The sequence below is a fragment of the Propionivibrio sp. genome (genome assembly GCF_047602565.1).
Classification (GTDB): Bacteria; Pseudomonadota; Gammaproteobacteria; order Burkholderiales; family Rhodocyclaceae; genus Propionivibrio.
Genome location: NZ_JASGGX010000001.1, coordinates 751,081 through 768,705 on the forward strand (window position 1 = coordinate 751,081; position 17,625 = coordinate 768,705).

The 17,625-nt window shown below is 66.5% G+C and carries 10 protein-coding genes and 2 riboswitches; all 10 genes read right to left on the minus strand.

Features of this window, described 5'->3' with window-relative positions; genetic code table 11:
* Complete coding sequence (locus QM701_RS03420; RefSeq protein ID WP_415165691.1) at window positions 1-765, minus strand: MotA/TolQ/ExbB proton channel family protein; 765 nt, start codon at window positions 763-765, stop codon at window positions 1-3.
* A gap of 1 nt (window position 766) precedes the next feature.
* Window positions 767-1,477 carry an energy transducer TonB gene (locus tag QM701_RS03425; RefSeq protein ID WP_415165692.1) on the minus strand — a complete coding sequence of 237 codons (711 nt, stop codon included), beginning with the start codon at window positions 1,475-1,477 and terminating at the stop codon, window positions 767-769.
* A gap of 69 nt (window positions 1,478-1,546) precedes the next feature.
* A complete protein-coding gene (locus tag QM701_RS03430) occupies window positions 1,547-3,640 on the minus strand; it encodes a TonB-dependent receptor plug domain-containing protein (RefSeq protein WP_415165693.1) in 2,094 nt (697 codons plus the stop codon).
* Between the two features lie 198 nt (window positions 3,641-3,838).
* Window positions 3,839-5,554 (minus strand): adenosylcobinamide amidohydrolase, encoded by a 1,716-nt coding sequence (locus QM701_RS03435; RefSeq protein ID WP_415165694.1) that lies wholly within the window; start codon window positions 5,552-5,554, stop codon window positions 3,839-3,841.
* A gap of 23 nt (window positions 5,555-5,577) precedes the next feature.
* Window positions 5,578-7,551: a TonB-dependent receptor plug domain-containing protein gene (locus tag QM701_RS03440; protein ID WP_415165695.1), complete on the minus strand. Its 1,974-nt coding sequence runs from the start codon at window positions 7,549-7,551 to the stop codon at window positions 5,578-5,580.
* Window positions 7,552-7,639: 88 nt separating this feature from the next.
* On the minus strand, window positions 7,640-9,559 hold the full coding sequence (locus tag QM701_RS03445; protein WP_415165696.1) for a TonB-dependent receptor plug domain-containing protein: 1,920 nt from the start codon (window positions 9,557-9,559) through the stop codon (window positions 7,640-7,642).
* A gap of 45 nt (window positions 9,560-9,604) precedes the next feature.
* Entirely contained in the window at window positions 9,605-10,819 is a 1,215-nt protein-coding gene (gene meaB, locus QM701_RS03450) for a methylmalonyl Co-A mutase-associated GTPase MeaB (protein ID WP_415165697.1), read from the minus strand.
* Window positions 10,820-10,835: 16 nt separating this feature from the next.
* Entirely contained in the window at window positions 10,836-13,013 is a 2,178-nt protein-coding gene (scpA, locus tag QM701_RS03455; RefSeq protein ID WP_415165698.1) for a methylmalonyl-CoA mutase, read from the minus strand.
* Window positions 13,013-15,190 carry a methylmalonyl-CoA mutase family protein gene (locus tag QM701_RS03460; protein WP_415165699.1) on the minus strand — a complete coding sequence of 726 codons (2,178 nt, stop codon included), beginning with the start codon at window positions 15,188-15,190 and terminating at the stop codon, window positions 13,013-13,015. The genes scpA and QM701_RS03460 overlap by 1 nt, the downstream gene beginning before the upstream one ends.
* A gap of 475 nt (window positions 15,191-15,665) precedes the next feature.
* Window positions 15,666-15,946: riboswitch (cobalamin riboswitch) on the minus strand.
* Between the two features lie 185 nt (window positions 15,947-16,131).
* Window positions 16,132-16,345, minus strand: a riboswitch (cobalamin riboswitch).
* A 55-nt stretch (window positions 16,346-16,400) separates the two neighbouring features.
* Complete coding sequence (locus QM701_RS03465; protein ID WP_415165700.1) at window positions 16,401-17,597, minus strand: MFS transporter; 1,197 nt, start codon at window positions 17,595-17,597, stop codon at window positions 16,401-16,403.
* Between the last annotated feature and the right edge of the window lie 28 nt (window positions 17,598-17,625).

Sequence of the window (17,625 nt, forward strand, 5' to 3'; positions counted from 1 at the left end):
TCAGGCGACCTCCGCCGCCTTGCCGCGCCGGGCGGATTGCGCCGGCTGCAGCGGGTGCACCTGCGCGCTGTTGGCGACGAACGGCTTGCCCACGGTGAAGAAGGCGTGCAGGTCGTGCGCGAAGGCGTCGAGGTCGGCCATGATCACCCGGTTGGCACGGGTGAAGGCGTTGTAGGCGAACACCGCCGGCAGCGCCACGGCCAGGCCGGCGGCGGTCATGATCAGCGCCTCGCCGACCGGACCGGCGACTTTTTCCAGCGCCGCCTGCCCCGAGATGCCGATCGCCACCAGCGCGTGGTAGATGCCCCACACCGTGCCGAACAGTCCGACGAAGGGCGCCGTCGCGCCGGTCGTGGCGAGCACGGTCAGGCCGCTCTCCATGCCGGCCTGGATGCACGAGAGCTGCTGGCGCAGCGCGCGCTCCATCTGCTCGACGGGGTTGAAGCGCGCGGCCAGCCGGCCGGCCGCCGCCTCGCTGCACTGGAGGTCGCAGTGGGCGGCCTGGGCGGCCAGCTCGGCGTAGGGAGAAGCATCGCCGCCCCGGCGCAGCGCGGCCAGTCCTTCGTCCAGGGTGGGCGCCGCCCAGAACGCGCCGACGTGGCGCGCCGCGCGGCGCAGGCGCCAGGCGTCGAGGCTTTTGGCCAGGATCAGGTACCAACTGGCGACCGACATCAGCGCCAGGAGAATGGCGACGGCATGGGAGACGGCGTCGCCGTTTTCCCACAGGTGGGCGAAACCGAATACGTTGGCTGAAGGGTCTTGCATTTCATGACTCCAGTTTGAACAGAATGGGGACGAGCACCCAGCTCTCGACGGCCGTGCCGCCGCGCCTGGCGGGGATGAACTTCCAGTGGCGCACGGTGCGCAGCGCCGAATCGTCGAGGCGGCCGCTGCCCGAGGAGGTCTTGAGCTCGACCTGCTGCGCATTGCCGTCGGCCGAGACGAACACGCGCAGGATCACCTTGCCCTCCTCGCCGAGGCGCCGCGACTGCGGCGGATACGGCGGCGCGGGATTCTTCAGGTAGTCGGCGTCGAAACGCGCGCCGACCACGCCGCCGTCACTGTCGCCCCTGCCCGCCGGGGCGCCGGCGTCGCCCGTTTTCGCCGCCGGGGCCGGCGCCGGTTCGGCAGCGGCGACCAACGGGGCGCTGGCCGGCGCGGGTTCGGTGCTGGTGGTCGTTTCCAGCCGGGGCTCTTCCGGTTTCGGGACGGGCTTGGGCGCCACTTTCGGGCGCGCGACCGGACGCGGCGCGGCCATCGGCAGCGGCTTGGCGGCGGGCGGCTCCGGCGCCACCTCGACCGGCTTCGGCGGCTCGATGAACTGGACCATCAGCGGTTTTTCCAGAAGCTCCGGGGCCACGCTCTTGACCGTCAGCAGCAGCAACAGCACGCCGGCATGCAGCGCGATCACGGCGCCGAGCAGGCCGCCGCGGCGCAGGCCGCCGGCGGAGGCGGGATGGGAGAGTGCGTAGTTCATGGTTGCAACACCTTCATTCCTTCTCCGGGAGGGCGACGGAATCCGCGGCAACGAGGTTTTCCCGGCGCATCACCATTTGCCCTCCAGGGTCACCAGCACGGCGCGCGGCTGTCCGTCCGTGCTGCCGAGCTGCCATTCCTGCCCGCCGGACCAGGCGCGCTGGATCTTCTTGAGGTCCGCGCCGAGGATGTTCTGCAGCGTCAGGCGCAGGTTGGTCGTGCGGTCGAGCTTGCGCACCCAGTAGGCGTCGAGCACCGAGCGCGCCTCGACCTTGGTCCACTGTTCGCCGTCGACGTCGGTGCGCGTGGCGCCGGTGCGCTGCAGCAGGAAGCCGGCGCTGGAGGCGAGCGACGGCAGCGCCTGGTCGTAGCCGATGCTCAGGATGTAGCGCGGCAGTTCGCGCGCGTCGCGTGTGACGCCGAGGCGCTCGTCGTCCACGCGGGCGAACGGCAGGGTGAGATGGGCGCGCAGCGCGCCGCCCTTGAAGCCGAACGGCTCCGACTTGGCCTTGGCGTCGAATTCGACGCCGTAGTGGCGCGCGTCGCCCTCGTTGTAGGGGCGCTCGATCCAGCGCGCGCCTTCCAGTCCGGTGCGGCGTTCGACGAAATTGCGGGTGCGGCGCAGGTAGAAGTTGGCGCCGGCCACCGCCGTCTCGTCCGGCCAGTAGCGTTCGACGCCGAGCTCGAAGCCGACGCTGCGTTCCGGCCGGAGGCCGGCGTTGCCCCGCCGGTCGGGTTCGAGCGGCGAGTTGACGCTGGTCGAGCGGACCGGCGCGTCGCTGATCTCGTCGAGCTTGGGCGCCTTGAGCGCAGCGCCGAGCGAGGAGCGCAGCACCCAGCGTTCGTCAACGTCCCAGCGCGCCGCCAGCGACGGCGACACGGCGCCGTGCGTGCGCGAATCGCCGTCGACCTTCAGCGTGATCGATTCGCCGCGCAGGCCGCCGGTCAGCGTCAGCGCGCCGGCCGCCGCCCATTCGTCCTGCAGCCACAGCGCCTGCTGCCGCTCGTCAGTGCGGTAGACGCCGCTGTCCGCGTAGGTGCCGGTATAGACCTGCTTTTCCTTGCGTTCCAGCGCGGCGTATTCCAGCCCGGCGCTGCTCACGTGCTTGTCCCAGCCGCGGTCGAGGCGCAGGGCGGCGTTGATCTCGTTCTCGTCGCGCCGCACCGCTTCGAAGGCCGTGCCGGAGGAACCCTCGCGCACCGTGTCGGTATCGCGCGAGCCGTCCATCAGCGTCACCCGGCCGGAAAGCTTGTTGCCCCCGGCGACCGTCTCGCCTTCCAGGCGCAGGCGGTCGATGCGGTAGCGGCTGTCTTCGCGGTCATCGCGCGTGAGCGCCGTGGCCAGACCGGTGCCATTGACCGGGTCGGCGTATTGCGTGCGTTCGAGGTCCGTGTCGCGGTCGCCGCGCGCGCGGAACAGCATCGGCCAGACGCTGAAACTGCTTTTCCCTGCCTTCCAGCTGAGCTTGGGCGCGAAATACTGCTCGAAGAACTTGTTGCGGCCGCTCTCCTCCTCGTACTGCCACAGGCTGCGCGCGCCGCCCGAGAAATCCTGCCGCTGCGAGTCCCGGTCGACCGGCGAGCGGTAGTCGCTGAACGACAGCGGCAGCGTCCACGACCACGGCCCGCTGTGGCCCTCGCCGGTCAGCGACGCCTGGATCACCGGCTGGCTGTCGCGGCTGCCGGCGGCCAGCTTGTAGGACAGACTCTGCTGGCGCCGGCCGCGGGTGGTCACCAGGTTGATGGTGACCGGCGCGGCGCCGCCGAATTCGGCGGTCGCGCCCTTCATGATCTCGACGCGCTCCAGTTCGCCGGCCGGCATGCGCGAGACGATCATCAGCGCGTGCCGCGAGTTCGACGCCGGCCGTTCGCCGTCGATGAGCACCTGCACCGAGTCGCGCGTCATGCCGCGCGAGCGCAGGTTGACCGTGCCGTCGCTGCTCGGCGCGCCGGCGTCGACGCCCGGCAGCTTGCCGAGCACCTCGCCGACCGTCAGCCCGCCGGTGGCCTCGATGGCCTGGCGGTCGAGCACCACCTTCTGCGTGACCGCGGCGCGCTGGTCTTCGAGCGTCGACGCCTGGGCGCTGACCGTGACTTCCGAGAGCATGCGCTCGTCGGCCGCCTGCGCCGCGCCGCCGGACAGGGACAGCAGCCCGCAGGCCATCCATGCCGTCCGCCGGCGCCGGACGCCGTTTCCTCGTCCGGGGCTCGACCTCATCGCCCGGAACCCGCAACGGCGGGCGATCCAGCCATTGTTCCCGCTGGCTTGTACAACACGAAACGCTCCTTCGAACACTTAAGCAAAAAAATGCCGCGGCAAGCCCTTGGCGGGCTTCCCGCACAAAAATGCTGGCGGCGCCGGTTAGGGAATCGCCGCGGAAAACCCCTCCCGGCCGTCCCAATCCACGTAGAACACCCGCGATTGCGGCGAACTGAACGAGAGCACCCGCCGGCCGCCCGCCGAGACGGCGCTCTGGCCCTGCGAAAAATCGAGTTCCGGCTCGCTGCCGGTGCGGTTGTTGACCACCAGCGGCAGGCCGGTCTCGCGCGAGCGGTCCTCCCACGTGGTCTTCGGGCCCATGTCGCCGACCGGCGGCCAGTTGGCCGGCGACAGCAGGATCGCCGCGCCGCGCTCGCGATGGCGCGCGGCGTAGTCGGGAGACCAGGCGTCGGCGCAGATCAGCACGCCGACCGGGACGCCGTCGACGACGAAGGGCGGCGTGTCCGCGCCCGGCTGCGACCATGCTTCGGCGCTGCCATGCACCACCAGCTGCTTGCGATAAGTGCCGAGAATCGATCCGGCGCGGTCGATCACCGCCACGCTGTTGTGCAGGCGCCCGCTCTTCGCGTCGCGCTCGGCCACGCCGACGAACAGCGCGACGCCGTTGTCGCGGGCGATCGCCGCCAGCGTGCTGACCCAGGCGCTCGGGAAGGGGGCGATCCAGTCGGTGCCGATCCGGCTGGCGAAGTTGTAGCCGGTCTCGGCGAGTTCGGGCGTGGTCACCCAATCGGCGCCGCCGCGCACCGCCTCGGCGATCCCCGCTTCGATGCGCGCGCGGTTGGCCGCCACGTCGCCGGGAACGCTGTCCATGTGCAGCAGGGCGATGCGGATGGCGCCCGGCGCCTTGCCGGCGGCCTGTCGTTCGCCGGGGACTTTTTTCGCTCCCGGCAGGAAGAAGCCGTTCTGCTTGCCCAGCGCCTCGACTACCGCGGCGTGCGTCGCCCTGCCGATCAGGTCGCCGAGACGGCTGTGGCCGCCGGCGGACGTGGCTTGCGGGCCGCGCGTGCCGGACACGACGATGACGCTGTCGGTGCCGGTGGCCTGCGCGGCCGGGGTGTAGGTGCTCGGCACGTTCAGGTCCTGCAGGGCGGCGGTCTTGGCTTCGGTCGCGGTCACCATGGCGCGGGCCATGGCGCCGTCGGTCAGCCGGGCGTTGGTGAGCAGCATGATGTTGATGGTTCCGTGGTTGGCGGCGGCGGAGTCCAGGCCTTCAATGTGGGTGCCGGCGTCGACGCCGGCGCGCAGGGCGTTCGAGCGCGCCCCGGCGGTGACCAGCGCGGTGACGGTCAGCGGCCCGAATTCGCGGGTCGCCACGGCCAGGTTGTCGAGGTCGGCGGCCGTCGCCATCTGCACCACGCCGCCCGGTTCCAGTCGGAGGCGCGCGGCCGTCAGCGCGCGCACGTGCTCGATGTAGGCCTGGCCGCCCCGCCCGTCGGCACGCATGAACGTGCGGCCGACCCGCTCCCACAGCCAGGGGTGCGCCGCGTGGTTGATCGCCGCCCGCGCGTCGACCAGCCCGTCGAAGGTCAACAGCGTGCGGCGGCTTTGGGGAAAGGTGACCAGCAGCGTCTTTTCCCACAGCCCCTCGCGTTCCGCGCGCACGATGCGCGCCTCGGCGTCGACCGCGGCCGGCAGGGCCAGCGGCGAATCCGTCGCCGCCCCGGTGGCGAACGCCGCCGCCGAGGCGAACAGCAAGGCCAGCGCCAGCCCCGCCAGCAGGCCCAGCCAGGCCGGCGTCCGGAGCGGAGCGCGCCCCGGACGGTACGAGCCGATGGGAATCTTCCGTGGCACGGTCATGGCAAGCTCACGCGGCCAAGGCATCATTTGAAGTCGTAGCGCAAGCCGGCGTAGAAACTCCGCCCGGCGTCCGGATAGCCCCAATACATCTCGTTCTTGCCGTCGAACAGGTTGTTGATTTCCGTGCGCAGGGTCAGCGCGCCGTAGTTGCCGCTGAATTCCACCAGTTCCTTTTCCAGGCTCACGTTGACCACCGTTCCGGAGGGCCGCTTGATGTAGGGCGCGGAGGACTGGCTCCAGTCGCGGGTCAGCAGCGTGCCGTAGGTGTTGGCGTTGACGCGGCTCCTGAGCTTGTAACCCGGATGGGCGTAGTCCAGACCGTAGCTGAACATCCATTCGGGCGTGTTGGGCAGGGTGTCGTCCTTTTTGCCGTGATAGGTGATGAACTGCGTTTCATCCTTGCTCTCGCGGGTCCCGAGCCAGGTGAAGCTGAGGTAGGGCGACAGGCTCCAGCTTTGCCCGAAGGCCTTGCCGAGATCGGCGCGCACGCTGCCTTCCACACCGGCCAGGGTCGCGTCCTTGATGTTCTGGTATTGGTAGGGGCGCGGCAGGCCGGTGACGGCCATGCCGATGATCTTGTTCTCCCAGTCGGAGTGGAAATACGTCAGGCTGGCGACGACCGATTTCCACTCGGCATCGATCCCGATTTCCCAGGTCTTGCTCTTTTCCGGCTGCAAATCGGGATTGGCGGCGTAATACGGCGAGCTGCCGGTGAGCTGCACGGGCGAAGGCATCTTGAAGCCCTCGGCGTAGTTGGTGCGCAGCTTCAGCCCGTCGGCCGGAATCCAGGCCACGCCGACCGAGCCGCCGACGTTGTCGTCGTCCTGGCTCTTTTCGCCCTCCTTCTTGTTGGTGTACGTGTCGTAGCGTCCGCCGGCCGAGAGGATGAGGCGTTCGTCGAGCAGGCGCAGCTTGCCGGCGAAATACGCGCCGGTATCCTCCATGCTGCTCTTGGTCGGCGTGTAGCCGCCCGAGTTCTTGTATTCGAGCGAATCCACCCCGACCGACAGCGAGAAGCGCTCGCCGTTGTAGCCGGCCTGCGCGTTGGCCATCCGGTTCTTGACGAGGTTGCTGTACCCGGAGGAGATGTAGTCCCTTTCGTCGCGTCCGCTGGAATAGCTCGCCGACCAGTCGAACAGCTTGTCGTCGGTGCTGCCGGTATAGGTCAGCGCGGTGTTGCGGTTTTCCTTCTTGTACTCGGCATAGGGCGCGTTGGGGGTGTTGCCGCTGTAGGGCCGGATGCCGCCGTTGCTCTTCGGCAGGTTGGACTCGATGTCGCCGAAGTTGTAGTTGATCCCGATGCGATGGTTCCTGGCGAAGGTGTAGCCCAGGTCGACGTTCCCCGCGGTGTTGTGGCTGATGTCGGTGTGATACCAGCGCCCGTCGCCCGAGGTCGTCACGTCGTCGCGGCGGAAGTTGGTGAGGCCCAGCGCGTAGTCGAAACCGCCGACCGCGCCGCCGAAGGCGATCTTTTCGCGGGAGAGATCGTCGCTGCCGATGCCCGCCTCGGCGGAAAAGAACGGTTTGTCTTCCGTTCCCCGCTTGGTGATGATGTTGATCACGCCGCCCATCGCGGACGAGCCGTACTGCACGGCCGACGGACCGCGGATGATCTCGACCCGTTCGACGTTGGCCAGCCCGATGATCGCCAGGTTGGCGTTGCCGACGCGGCGTCCGTTGATCAGCGTGAGCACGGTGTTTTCCGCCTCGTTGGGCACGCTCAGGTTGCCGAAGCCGCGAATCTGCACGGCGCTCGTGTCGCCGGTCGTGACGATCATGAAACCTTGCTGCGCCATGAGATCGGCCATCGTCGAGGCAGCCGAGGCCTTGATTTCCTCCTCGCCGATGATGGTGACGTTGCTGCTCAGCTCGCGCTTGGCTTCCTGGGTGCGGTTGGCGGTCACCACCATCGTCCCCAGCGCGGATTCCTGCGCCGACGCGCCGTACGGCGCGGCCAGCGCGGCGAGCGCGGCCGAGCCGGCGGCGATCACGGCCATTCTTTTTTGTTCGACCCTGCGATAGTGCTTCATTGTCTTGCTTCCCTTGTCATCGTAAAAAAATCCAGGACGGCATGCGCGGCGCCGATCAGAAGGTGTATTCGAGACCGGCCTGGAAATTCCTGCCCGGCTGCGGATACCATTGGGCCGGATTGGCGTAATAGGCGCGCTCGGTGTAGTACTTGTCGAACAGGTTGTTGGCCTTGGCGAAGAGTCTGGTGTTCTTGAACGGCTCGTAGCTGGCCGCCAGGTCGACGACCCAGTACGACGTCTGCTTGTTGCCCATGTACGGATCGGCTTTCCTGAATTCGCGCCGGTCGATGTTGCGCGCCTTCAGATCCGCGGAGAAACGGTCCTGCGCGTAGTTCAGGCCGAGGTTCCAGGCATCCTTGGGCAGCTGCCCGTCGCGGTTGGCGTTGGCGTTGTCCTGCGCCTTGATGTGGGTGTAGGTGTAGCCGACCGTGCCGGTGAAATGCCGGAGGAAGGATTTGCTCAGGGTAAGGCTGGCGCCGTGCGCCTTTTCCTCGTCGAAGTTCACGTACTTGCCGTCGGAAAAGCCGGGGCCGATCCACTTCCAGATGATGATGTCCTCGGAGTCGCGCTTGAAGACGTTGAACGTGGCGTTCATCGTCGAATCGAACTGGTGCTTGACGCCCGCTTCGACGGTGTGGCCCTTTTCCGGATTCAGGTCCGTGTTGCCGAAGATGGAATACAGCTGGTACATGTTCGGCGCGACGAAATACTCCTTGTACGACACGTAGTAATTGGTGCGCTCGTTGGCGATGTAGTTGAGCGAAACCGCCGGCGAAGTGTGGTCGCCATACATCGAGTGGTGGTCGAGGCGTACGCCGGGCGTCAGGGTCCAGCCGGCGGCGAACGACCATTCGTCCTGGATGAAGTAGCCGGTCAACGAATAGGATTTCTTGCCGATGGAGCCGTAGTAGTCCTGGTAGTCCTTCAGCTTGTCCTTGTAGTAGTCGATGCCGCCGATCAGCACGTGGTCGCCGGAGCGGAAGGTGAGCTGGTCGCTGACGCCGTCGGTTTCGAGATTCATCAGCCAGCGGTCGTACTGGGTATCGAAGGCGTCATCGAGGTCGTTGCGGTTGCGGAACACGGACAGCCGGTTGGTCAGCTTGTCGCCGAGCTTCTGCACGTAGTTCAGGGCGATGCGGCTGTTGTCCTTCTTGCCGGAGACCGGCGTGTAGCTGATGTCGCCGAGGTTGTCCGGACGCATGTAATCGGAGAGGTAGCGGCTGTAGTCGAGCTCGACGAACGAGACGCCGTCGTCGAACTTCTTGCCGAGCTTGAGGCCCCAGGTCTTGTCCTTGACGTTCTCGGGAATCTTCTTGCCGTCGCCGTCCTTGTAGTCGTCCGAGGCGCGCTTCTGGCCGCTGATGGCCCAGTAGAAGCCGTCCTTGCTGCCGGCGTGGCGGAAATTGTATTGTTCGAAGCCGTAGCTGCCGCCGGAGTAGCCGACCGTGGTGCTGACCTGCGCGTCGGGCACCCGGCGCGTGATGATGTTGATGACGCCGCCCTGCGCGTCGCTGCCGTAAAGCGTCGATGCCGAGCCTTTCAGCACTTCGATGCGCTCGACCATGCTCAAGTCGACCAGCTCGTTGGCCGAGAACTTGTTGGAGGTGTTGCCGTTGGTGTTGACGCGCATGCCGTCGACCAGCACCACGACGTTGCCGGTGCCGTTGATCATCAGGCTGTTGGCGCTGTAGTTGGCGCCGCTCGATCCGTAGTTCATGATCGTCACGCCGGGCACGTCCTTCAGGGCCTCGCCGAGATCGTGGTAGCGCTTTTCGTCCAGCGTCTCGCGCGTGATGACGCTGATGTTGGCCGGCGCCTTGAACTCCTCGATCGGCGTCCGCGTGGCCGTGACCACCACCGTGCCCATCGCCGCCTCCTGCGCCGACGCCAGCCACGGCGCGGCGAGGAGGGTCAATGCGGCCAATCCCGTGGCGGCGGCCTGCCGCCGCTGCCCGTCTCCCTGATTTTTTTTCATGTTTTCATTTCCTTTCCATCGATAAAAAATGACGACAAAAAATCCTCAGGGCGACGTCTTCGGGGCCATCACGCGCACCCCGTCCTTGTCCGCTTCCAGCGCCAGCAGCAGCGTGGCGGCCTGCGTCGGCGAGATCTTGCCGCCGATCACCTGGCGCTCGATCGCCGGCATGTTCAGCCTGACGTTGGCGTTGCCGTAGAAGGAACGCTTGATCTGTTCGAGCACCAGGTTGTGCATCCAGTCGAGGTTCTGCTGCTGGCGGCGCTTCTCGAACACGCCGGAGGCCGTGGTGTTGGCGCGGAAGGCCTCGACCGCCGCCCACACTTCGTCGATGCCGTCGCCGGTGTAGGCCGAGCAGGCCAGCGCCCGCGTCTTCCAGCCTTCGGTGGAAGGCTGCAGGTAGTGCAGGATGCGGTCGTAGTCGGCGCGGGCGGCTTCGGCGCGCAGCGTGTTGTCGCCGTCGGCCTTGTTCACCACCACCAGGTCGCAGCGTTCCATGACGCCTTTCTTGATGCCCTGCAGTTCGTCGCCGGCGCCGGCGATCTGCAGCAGCAGGAAGATGTCGACCATCGAGCGCACGGTGATCTCGCTTTGGCCGACGCCGACCGTCTCGACGAAGATCACGTCGAAGCCGGCCGCCTCGCAGACGATCATCGTCTCGCGGCTCTTCCTGGCCACGCCGCCGAGCACGCCGCCCGACGGCGACGGCCGGATGTAGGCGCCGCGGTTGCGCGAGAGCTGCTCCATGCGCGTCTTGTCGCCGAGGATGCTGCCGCCGGTGACGCTGCTGGTCGGATCCACCGCCAGCACGGCGAGCTTGTGCCCGCGTTCGCACAGGCGCAGCCCGAGCGTCTCGATCACCGAGCTCTTGCCCGCGCCGGGAACGCCGGTGATGCCGACGCGGATGGTCTGGCCGGCATGCGGCAGCAGGCGCGTGAGCATTTCCTGCGCCTTTTCCCGGTGGCGTTCGGCGTTGCTTTCGACCAGCGTGATGGCGCGCGCCAGGATCGAGCGGTTGCCGGAAAGCACGCCGTCAACGTACTCGTCGACGGTGAGCTCGGGGCGCTTCCCGGTGGCCGGATAGATCGTGGTTTCCAGGCTCGCGCCGCCGGGCAGGCCGTCATGCCGGCTCTTGATGCCCGGCATGACGTTGGTGGTGAAGCCTTCCGCCTCGCCGGCCCGCTCCGGCACCCACTCGGGGCGGTGGTGCCCGTCGGAGGCCGGTTCGGCTGCGGGGTTGGCCACACGATCGTCCTTCATCGGCCGGCTCCGCCGCTCAGTCGAGTGCGGCATTGAGCTTTTCCAGGACTTTTTTCGCCGCCACCGGGATGACGGTGCCCGGCCCGAAGATCAGCGCCGCGCCGTTCTTGTAGAGGAAGTCGTAGTCCTGCGCCGGGATGACGCCGCCGATGCAGGCCAGGATGTCGCTGCGCCCGCGCTTGCCGAGTTCCTGCACGAGTTGCGGCAGCAAGGTGTTGTGGCCGGCGGCGAGCGAACTGAAGCCGACCACGTGCACGTCGTTTTCCACCGCCATGTCGGCGGTTTCCTCCGGCGTCATGAACAGCGGGCTCACATCGACGTCGAAACCGAGGTCGGAGAAGGCCGTGGCGATCACCTTGGCGCCGCGGTCGTGCCCGTCCTGGCCGATCTTGGCGACCAGCATGCGCGGACGCCGGCCGTGGCGCTGCTCGAAATCGGCGCACATGCCCTGCACCGTCGCCAGTTCGTCGTTCTCGGCATATTCCGAGCTGTACACCCCGGAGATCGAGCGGATCACCGCCTTGTGGCGCGGGAAGACCTTCTCGATGGCGTCCGAGATCTCGCCCAGGCTGGCGCGCGCCTTGGCCGCCTCGATGGAGAGTTCGAGCAGGTTGCCGTTCTCGCGCGACTGCGCGGCGCGGGTGATCGCTTCGAGCAGTTGCTTGACCCGGGCGTTGTCCCGGTTGGCCTTGAGCTTCTTCAAACGCTCGATCTGCGACAAGCGCACCGCCGTGTTGTCGATCGACAGGATGTCGATCGGGTCTTCCTGGTCCAGACGGAACTTGTTGACGCCGATGATCGGTTCGGCGCGCGAATCGATACGCGCCTGGCGACGCGCGGCGGCTTCCTCGATGCGCATCTTCGGCAGGCCGGTTTCGATGGCCTTGGCCATGCCGCCGAGCCGCTCGACTTCGACGATGTGGCCCCACGCCTTCTTGCGCAGCTGGTCGGTCAGCCATTCGACGTAGTACGAACCGCCCCACGGGTCGATCGCCTTGCAGATGCCGGTTTCGCTTTGCAGGTAGATCTGCGTGTTGCGGGCGATGCGCGCAGAGAAGTCGGTCGGCAGCGCGATGGCCTCGTCGAGCGCGTTGGTGTGCAGTGACTGCGTGTGCCCGAGCGTCGCCGCCATGGCCTCGATGCAGGTGCGCGCGACGTTGTTGAACGGGTCCTGCTCGGTGAGGCTCCAGCCGGAAGTCTGCGAGTGCGTGCGCAGCGCCAGCGACTTCGGGTTCTTGGGATTGAACTGGTGCAGCAGCTTGGCCCACAGCAGGCGGCCGGCGCGCAGCTTGGAAACCTCCATGAAGTAGTTCATGCCTTCCGCCCAGAAGAACGACAGGCGCGGGGCGAACTTGTTAACGTCGATGCCGGCGTTGATCCCGGTGCGGATGTATTCCAGGCCGTCGGCGATGGTGTAGGCGAGTTCGATGTCGGCCGTCGCCCCGGCTTCCTGCATGTGGTAGCCGGAGATGCTGATGCTGTTGAACTTGGGCATGTACTTCGAGGTGTATTCGAAGATGTCGCCGATGATCCGCATCGAGCCCTTCGGCTCGTAGATGTAGGTGTTGCGGACCATGAACTCCTTGAGGATGTCGTTCTGGATGGTGCCGGCCAGCTGGTCCAGGCGGGCGCCCTGCTCCAGGCCGGCGACGATGTAGAAGGCCAGCACCGGCAAAACGGCGCCGTTCATCGTCATCGACACGGACATCTCGTGCAGCGGGATGCCGGAGAAGAGGATCTCCGCGTCGAGGATCGAATCGACCGCCACGCCGGCCTTGCCGACGTCGCCGACGACGCGCGGGTGGTCGGAGTCGTAGCCGCGGTGGGTGGCGAGGTCGAAGGCCACCGACAGGCCCTTCTGGCCCATCGCCAGGTTGCGGCGGTAGAAGGCATTGCTCTCTTCCGCGGTCGAGAAACCCGCGTACTGGCGGATCGTCCACGGCCGCTGCACGTACATCGTCGGATACGGTCCGCGCAGGTTGGGCGCGATGCCGGCGGAGAAGCCGAGATGCTCGATGCCGGCCATGTCGTCCTCGGTGTACAGCGCCTTGACGGGAATCTGCTCGTTGGTCATCCACGTCGGCAATTCGCCGGCGCGCTCCTCGAAGGCTTTTTCCCAGGACGCCTGCTCGACCGGCTGGACGGTCGGGTTGTAGGCGACTTCGCTGAAATTCGGAAAATTGCTCATGTTCATTACCCCATGTACTTTTCGTGCAGTTTCTTGTTGAGTTCGAAGCAGTTGGCGCGCACGTGGATGTAGTCATCCACGCCGGCGGCGTTGAACGCCTCCGTCACATCGGGCGGCTGCTTGCCGGCGACGATCACCGTCATTTCCGGTTTTGCGGCCTTGATGCGCGCGGCCAGTGCCGGCACGTAATCGGGGTAGGTGGCGTCGGTCGAGCAGATGACGACGACCGGGGCGCCCGAGGCGAGCGCGGCGTCGGCCGCGGCGTCGGCCGTCTCGAAACCGTCGTTGCCGACGACGTCGAAACCGGCCACCTCGAAGAAACCGCGCGAGAAGTCGGCACGCGGCTTGTGCTGCGGGATCGGTCCCATGTTGGCGAGGAATATCTGCACGCGCTTTCCTGCGCTGGCAAACTTCGCTTCGACCTGCTGGCGCAGGCGCTCGAACGATTCGGCCAGGCGGGCGATCTTGAGTTGCGGCGCCGTGGGGCGGTAGCCGTCGCGCGTCGCCAGGACCTCGAACACCTCCCCGAGCGAGGCGCCGTTGGCCACGGCATCGATCGCCAGTTCGACGGCGTCGCCCGGCTGGCCGGCAAAGCCCTCTTCGATGCGGGTCAGGTCGAAGCCCAGCGAATACAGGCGGTGCGCATGCAAACTCTTGGCCACCTCGTCGGCACGTGCCTTTTTCATGGCGGCGCGGTCGATCACCGGCGCCTCGATCTTCTTCTCGACGAGATTGGCGTACATGTTGGTGCCGAGAATGACGTCGGCGCGCGTCTCGACGGCTTTCGCCCGCTTGGCGGCCGTCGCCGCGGCCATCGCCTGCGGCTTGCCGGCGATGATCGCCGCGGCCATGCCGCCGTTCTTTTCGATGTCCTGGAAGATGCGCCAGGCCGCTGCGGCGAACTCGTGCGTCAGTTTCTCGATGGTGTAGGAACCGCCGCCCATGTCGATCGGCATGGTGAACCGCGATTCTTCCTGCAGCATCACCTGCACATTGCGCGCGATGCGGCGTGAGAAGCGGTCCGGCGTGCGGATCGGCTCGTCGAACGGCGAGAGGTGCATGCTATCGACGCCGCCCACGGCGCCCGAAAACCCTTCGCTGGTCACGCGCAGCATATTGACGTAGGGATCGAACACCGTCTTCGTGAACGCGGACGTGCGGCCGTGAATGGTCATCTTCTGCGCGTCGCTCGAACCGCCGAACGCGGCGACGATCTGCGCCCAGAGAATGCGCGCGGCGCGCAGCTTGGCGATCTCCATGAAGAAGGTCGCGCCGAGCGAGAAGCCGAAGCGGATGCGCGGCGCCACGTGTTCGACCGCCAAACCGCGCCCGACCAGCTCGCGCAGGTATTCGGTGGCCGTTGCCAGGGCAAAGGCCACTTCTTCCGTCGAGCTCGCGCCCGCATCGTGGTACGGATGGCCCTGCACGAAGATCGTCTGCAGCTTCGGGGACTTCTTCAGCGCCCACGCCGTGGTCTGGTACAGGCAGTCGTAAGCGGTCTTGAGCGACACGGGCAATTGTCCATCCGTCGCCAGCACGGCCAGCGGATCGGCGCCGACGCAGGCGTCGATGCCGTGGATATGGTTGATGCCCTTCTCGTTGTCCTGCAGCGCCACGTCGAGCATGGCGAGGAGCGGCAGCGCCGTCGCGCCGGCATGGCATTGCACGGCCACCTTGTCGAGATCGATCTCGCGGAAAAGCTCCGAAACGTCGGCCAGGGCCGCCAGCGAAACGCCGCCCTGCCCCACGTCGCCTTCCGGCGCATCCGCGGGGTCGAGCCCGTTGCGCGTCGCCCGGTCGAGCACGATGTTCAGCGCCGTCTGGCCACGCGCGATGTCGAAGCGCGCTTCTGCGTTGAACTCTTTCGGGAAGGCCAGCGTCAGCTCCTGGCTGATGCGCCACGGCGCCTTGATGAATCCGTTGGGACGCGTGCTGCGCACGAACGGGCGGAAGCCCGGCTTCGATTTCAGATGCGGCAGTCCTTCGATGTCCTCGGCGCAATAGATCGGCTCGATGGTCAATCCTTCGTAGGTCTTCGTAAACATGACCTTGTCGAAGGGCGCGCCCTTCAGCGCAGTGGTCGCTTCCTCCTTCCACTTCTCTTTGCTCGGCTTCTCGAACTCGTCGAAAAAGCCGTGATCGGCGTCGATCCGTGTGATGTCGACCGTGGCGTTTTCACCCATGGGTTGGCTCTCCTGGTGGTTTCCGTTAACAAAATTCGTCGTTTGGCGCCCGGCGAGCCGCTTGCCTCGCCGGGCGCCCGATGGGCGCCGCCTCCACCGCCGCCGCCGTCATGTCCAGTGAAGCATTGGCGGTTTCAGCGACATTGACCGGAATCGCCGCGCGGGCATCAACCCGTACCCGATGCGGCATCGAATGAGGAGAGGAATCACAGTTCTGGAGCGCGTCGCAACGCATGGCCAGGAACGCACCGCCGGCATGCGGCCGCAGCGCGCAGACTGGTGGCTGACCAAACGTTACGGCGGGAAATCCGCCCCGGTGGTGCACGATCAGACTCCTTCGTCTGACCTCCTGCCCCGGTTTGCGGTTTACTGGCGGCTGATTGGATCGGGTCTCGCCATGCTGTACGCGGCCCGTTCGCTCTCTGGCCGCCTCCCGCACCCCACAGGAGGTCGATTCCATTGACCGCCAAAGCCTCTGGCGGCTCCTGCGACAGGCCGGTCTCCGGACTCGCGAGGAGAAGCCGGATGCCATCCGGATTCCGATGCGCCACCTTCCCAGGCCGTTCGCGCACGCCGTTCTTGACGGCGTCACGTTGCGGCCCAGTGGCTGGCTCTTCCCGGGAGGAAGAACCGCGGCGCATCTGCACTCGCCTACCGTTGCGGGGGCAGTCGGGGAATTGCGGCTCGCGCCGCGCACCCCGTTCCCGTTTCACCCGTCAGCGACGCTGAGCGGGCACCTGTTGCTTCGTTTGGTCCGTACGCACCCCATGACGGGGCGCGCGCGCACCGGTGTTGCCGTCGTCCGCGGGGCGAACGACAAAAAAGTCACTGCGGGATGCTCTGGGGAGGAATGCCGCCGCTTCACGCGACGTTGCGGGGGTCCGGAATACGTACAATGCGAAAACCACTCCGGACGGCCGGCTTCACCCCACCCCGGGGCACACCAAACCACGATTCTGGGCCGGTCTTCTGACTCGCCTTCGTCCTTCCCTGGAAACCTTCCCGTGCGAACACAGTGGCATTGTCCAGAGTCGTCAGGCCTACAGCAGCGGGGGCTGTGCCGGAATGTCCGATCAAATCGAACGGAGCCACCGGCTTCCCGTTTCACCATGCCCCGCGATCGCGGAACATGGCACCCAAAACGCGATGCATTCTAGGTCGCTTTACTCGTGCTGACAAGTGCGGCAAACCGAAAGCGGGATTGCCGACCTCAATCCATCCTCCTGGTATCGACCGTCAGGGCGATCAGGAAAGTCAGCAGGCTCATCGAGATGACGAGCCAGAAGACCGCCTCGTACGAGCCATGGAAAAACGTGATCATGTAGCCCATGATCGTCGGCGCCAGGATGCCGGCGGTCTGCTGGCCGAAGTTGGCGATGCCGGTGGTGGTGCCGACGAAATCCTTCGGCACGTACTTGAGCGGCAGCACGAAGATCGCCGGCGAGGAAACGCTCATCATGACCGTGGTCACCGTCAGGTAGGTGAAGGCCATGGCCACGCTTTCCGCGTTGAACATCAGGTAGGTGAACACGGCGGAGACGAGCATGCACGCGGCGATCAGCATCTTTTCCCGGCCGGCCAGATAGCGGTCGAGCAGCCAGCCGCTGACGTTCATCAGGACGAAGGAGATGATCCACGGGATCGACGAGAGCGCGCCCATGGTCACCATGTCGAGATGGCGCACCTTCACCCAGTACGAGGGCATCCAGGAATTCAGGCCCCACAGGAAGAAGCCGATGCCGAACTGCATGCCGGCCAGCTTCCAGACCAGCGGAATGCGCAAAACTTCCTTGAACGACGGCCTGGCCGGCGCGTCCTTTCCTGCCGCGACGCCGGCCGGCATGGCACGGCGGCATACCGTCCAGAACACGGCGGAAAGGATCATGCCGCAGCCGCCGAAGAGGAAGAAGGCGTTGCGCCAGCCGCCGGCGTGGACGATGATGGCCGCGACGATGACCGTGCCGAAGGCCATGCCGACCGTCGCCGCCGAGACGAGAAACGACTTGGCCCGGCCGCGCTGCTCTTTCGGGAACAGCTCGGCGATCGTCACCGAGCTGGCCGACGGGAAGCCGCCCTCGGCGGCGCCGAACACGAAGCGCGTGAACACCAGCGAGGCGAACGACCACGCCAGCCCGGTGAAGACCGTGAACAGCGACCACAGCACCATGATCACGGCGATCACCCGGCGCGATCCGTAGCGGTCGGCGAGCATGCCGCCGAACAGCGTCATGGCCGCGTAGCTGAGGAAAAAACTGCTCATGACCATGCCGATCTGCCCCTGATGCAGATCGAACTCCTTGCCGATCTGGATGGCCGCGACGTTGATCGCGTTCTTGTCGAAATACCCGATGATCCAGGACAGGAAAAGGATTCCGAGGATCACGTACCGGCGGTTCTTGTCGTTCATTTGCATGCTCCCTGGTTTTTTCGTGGCG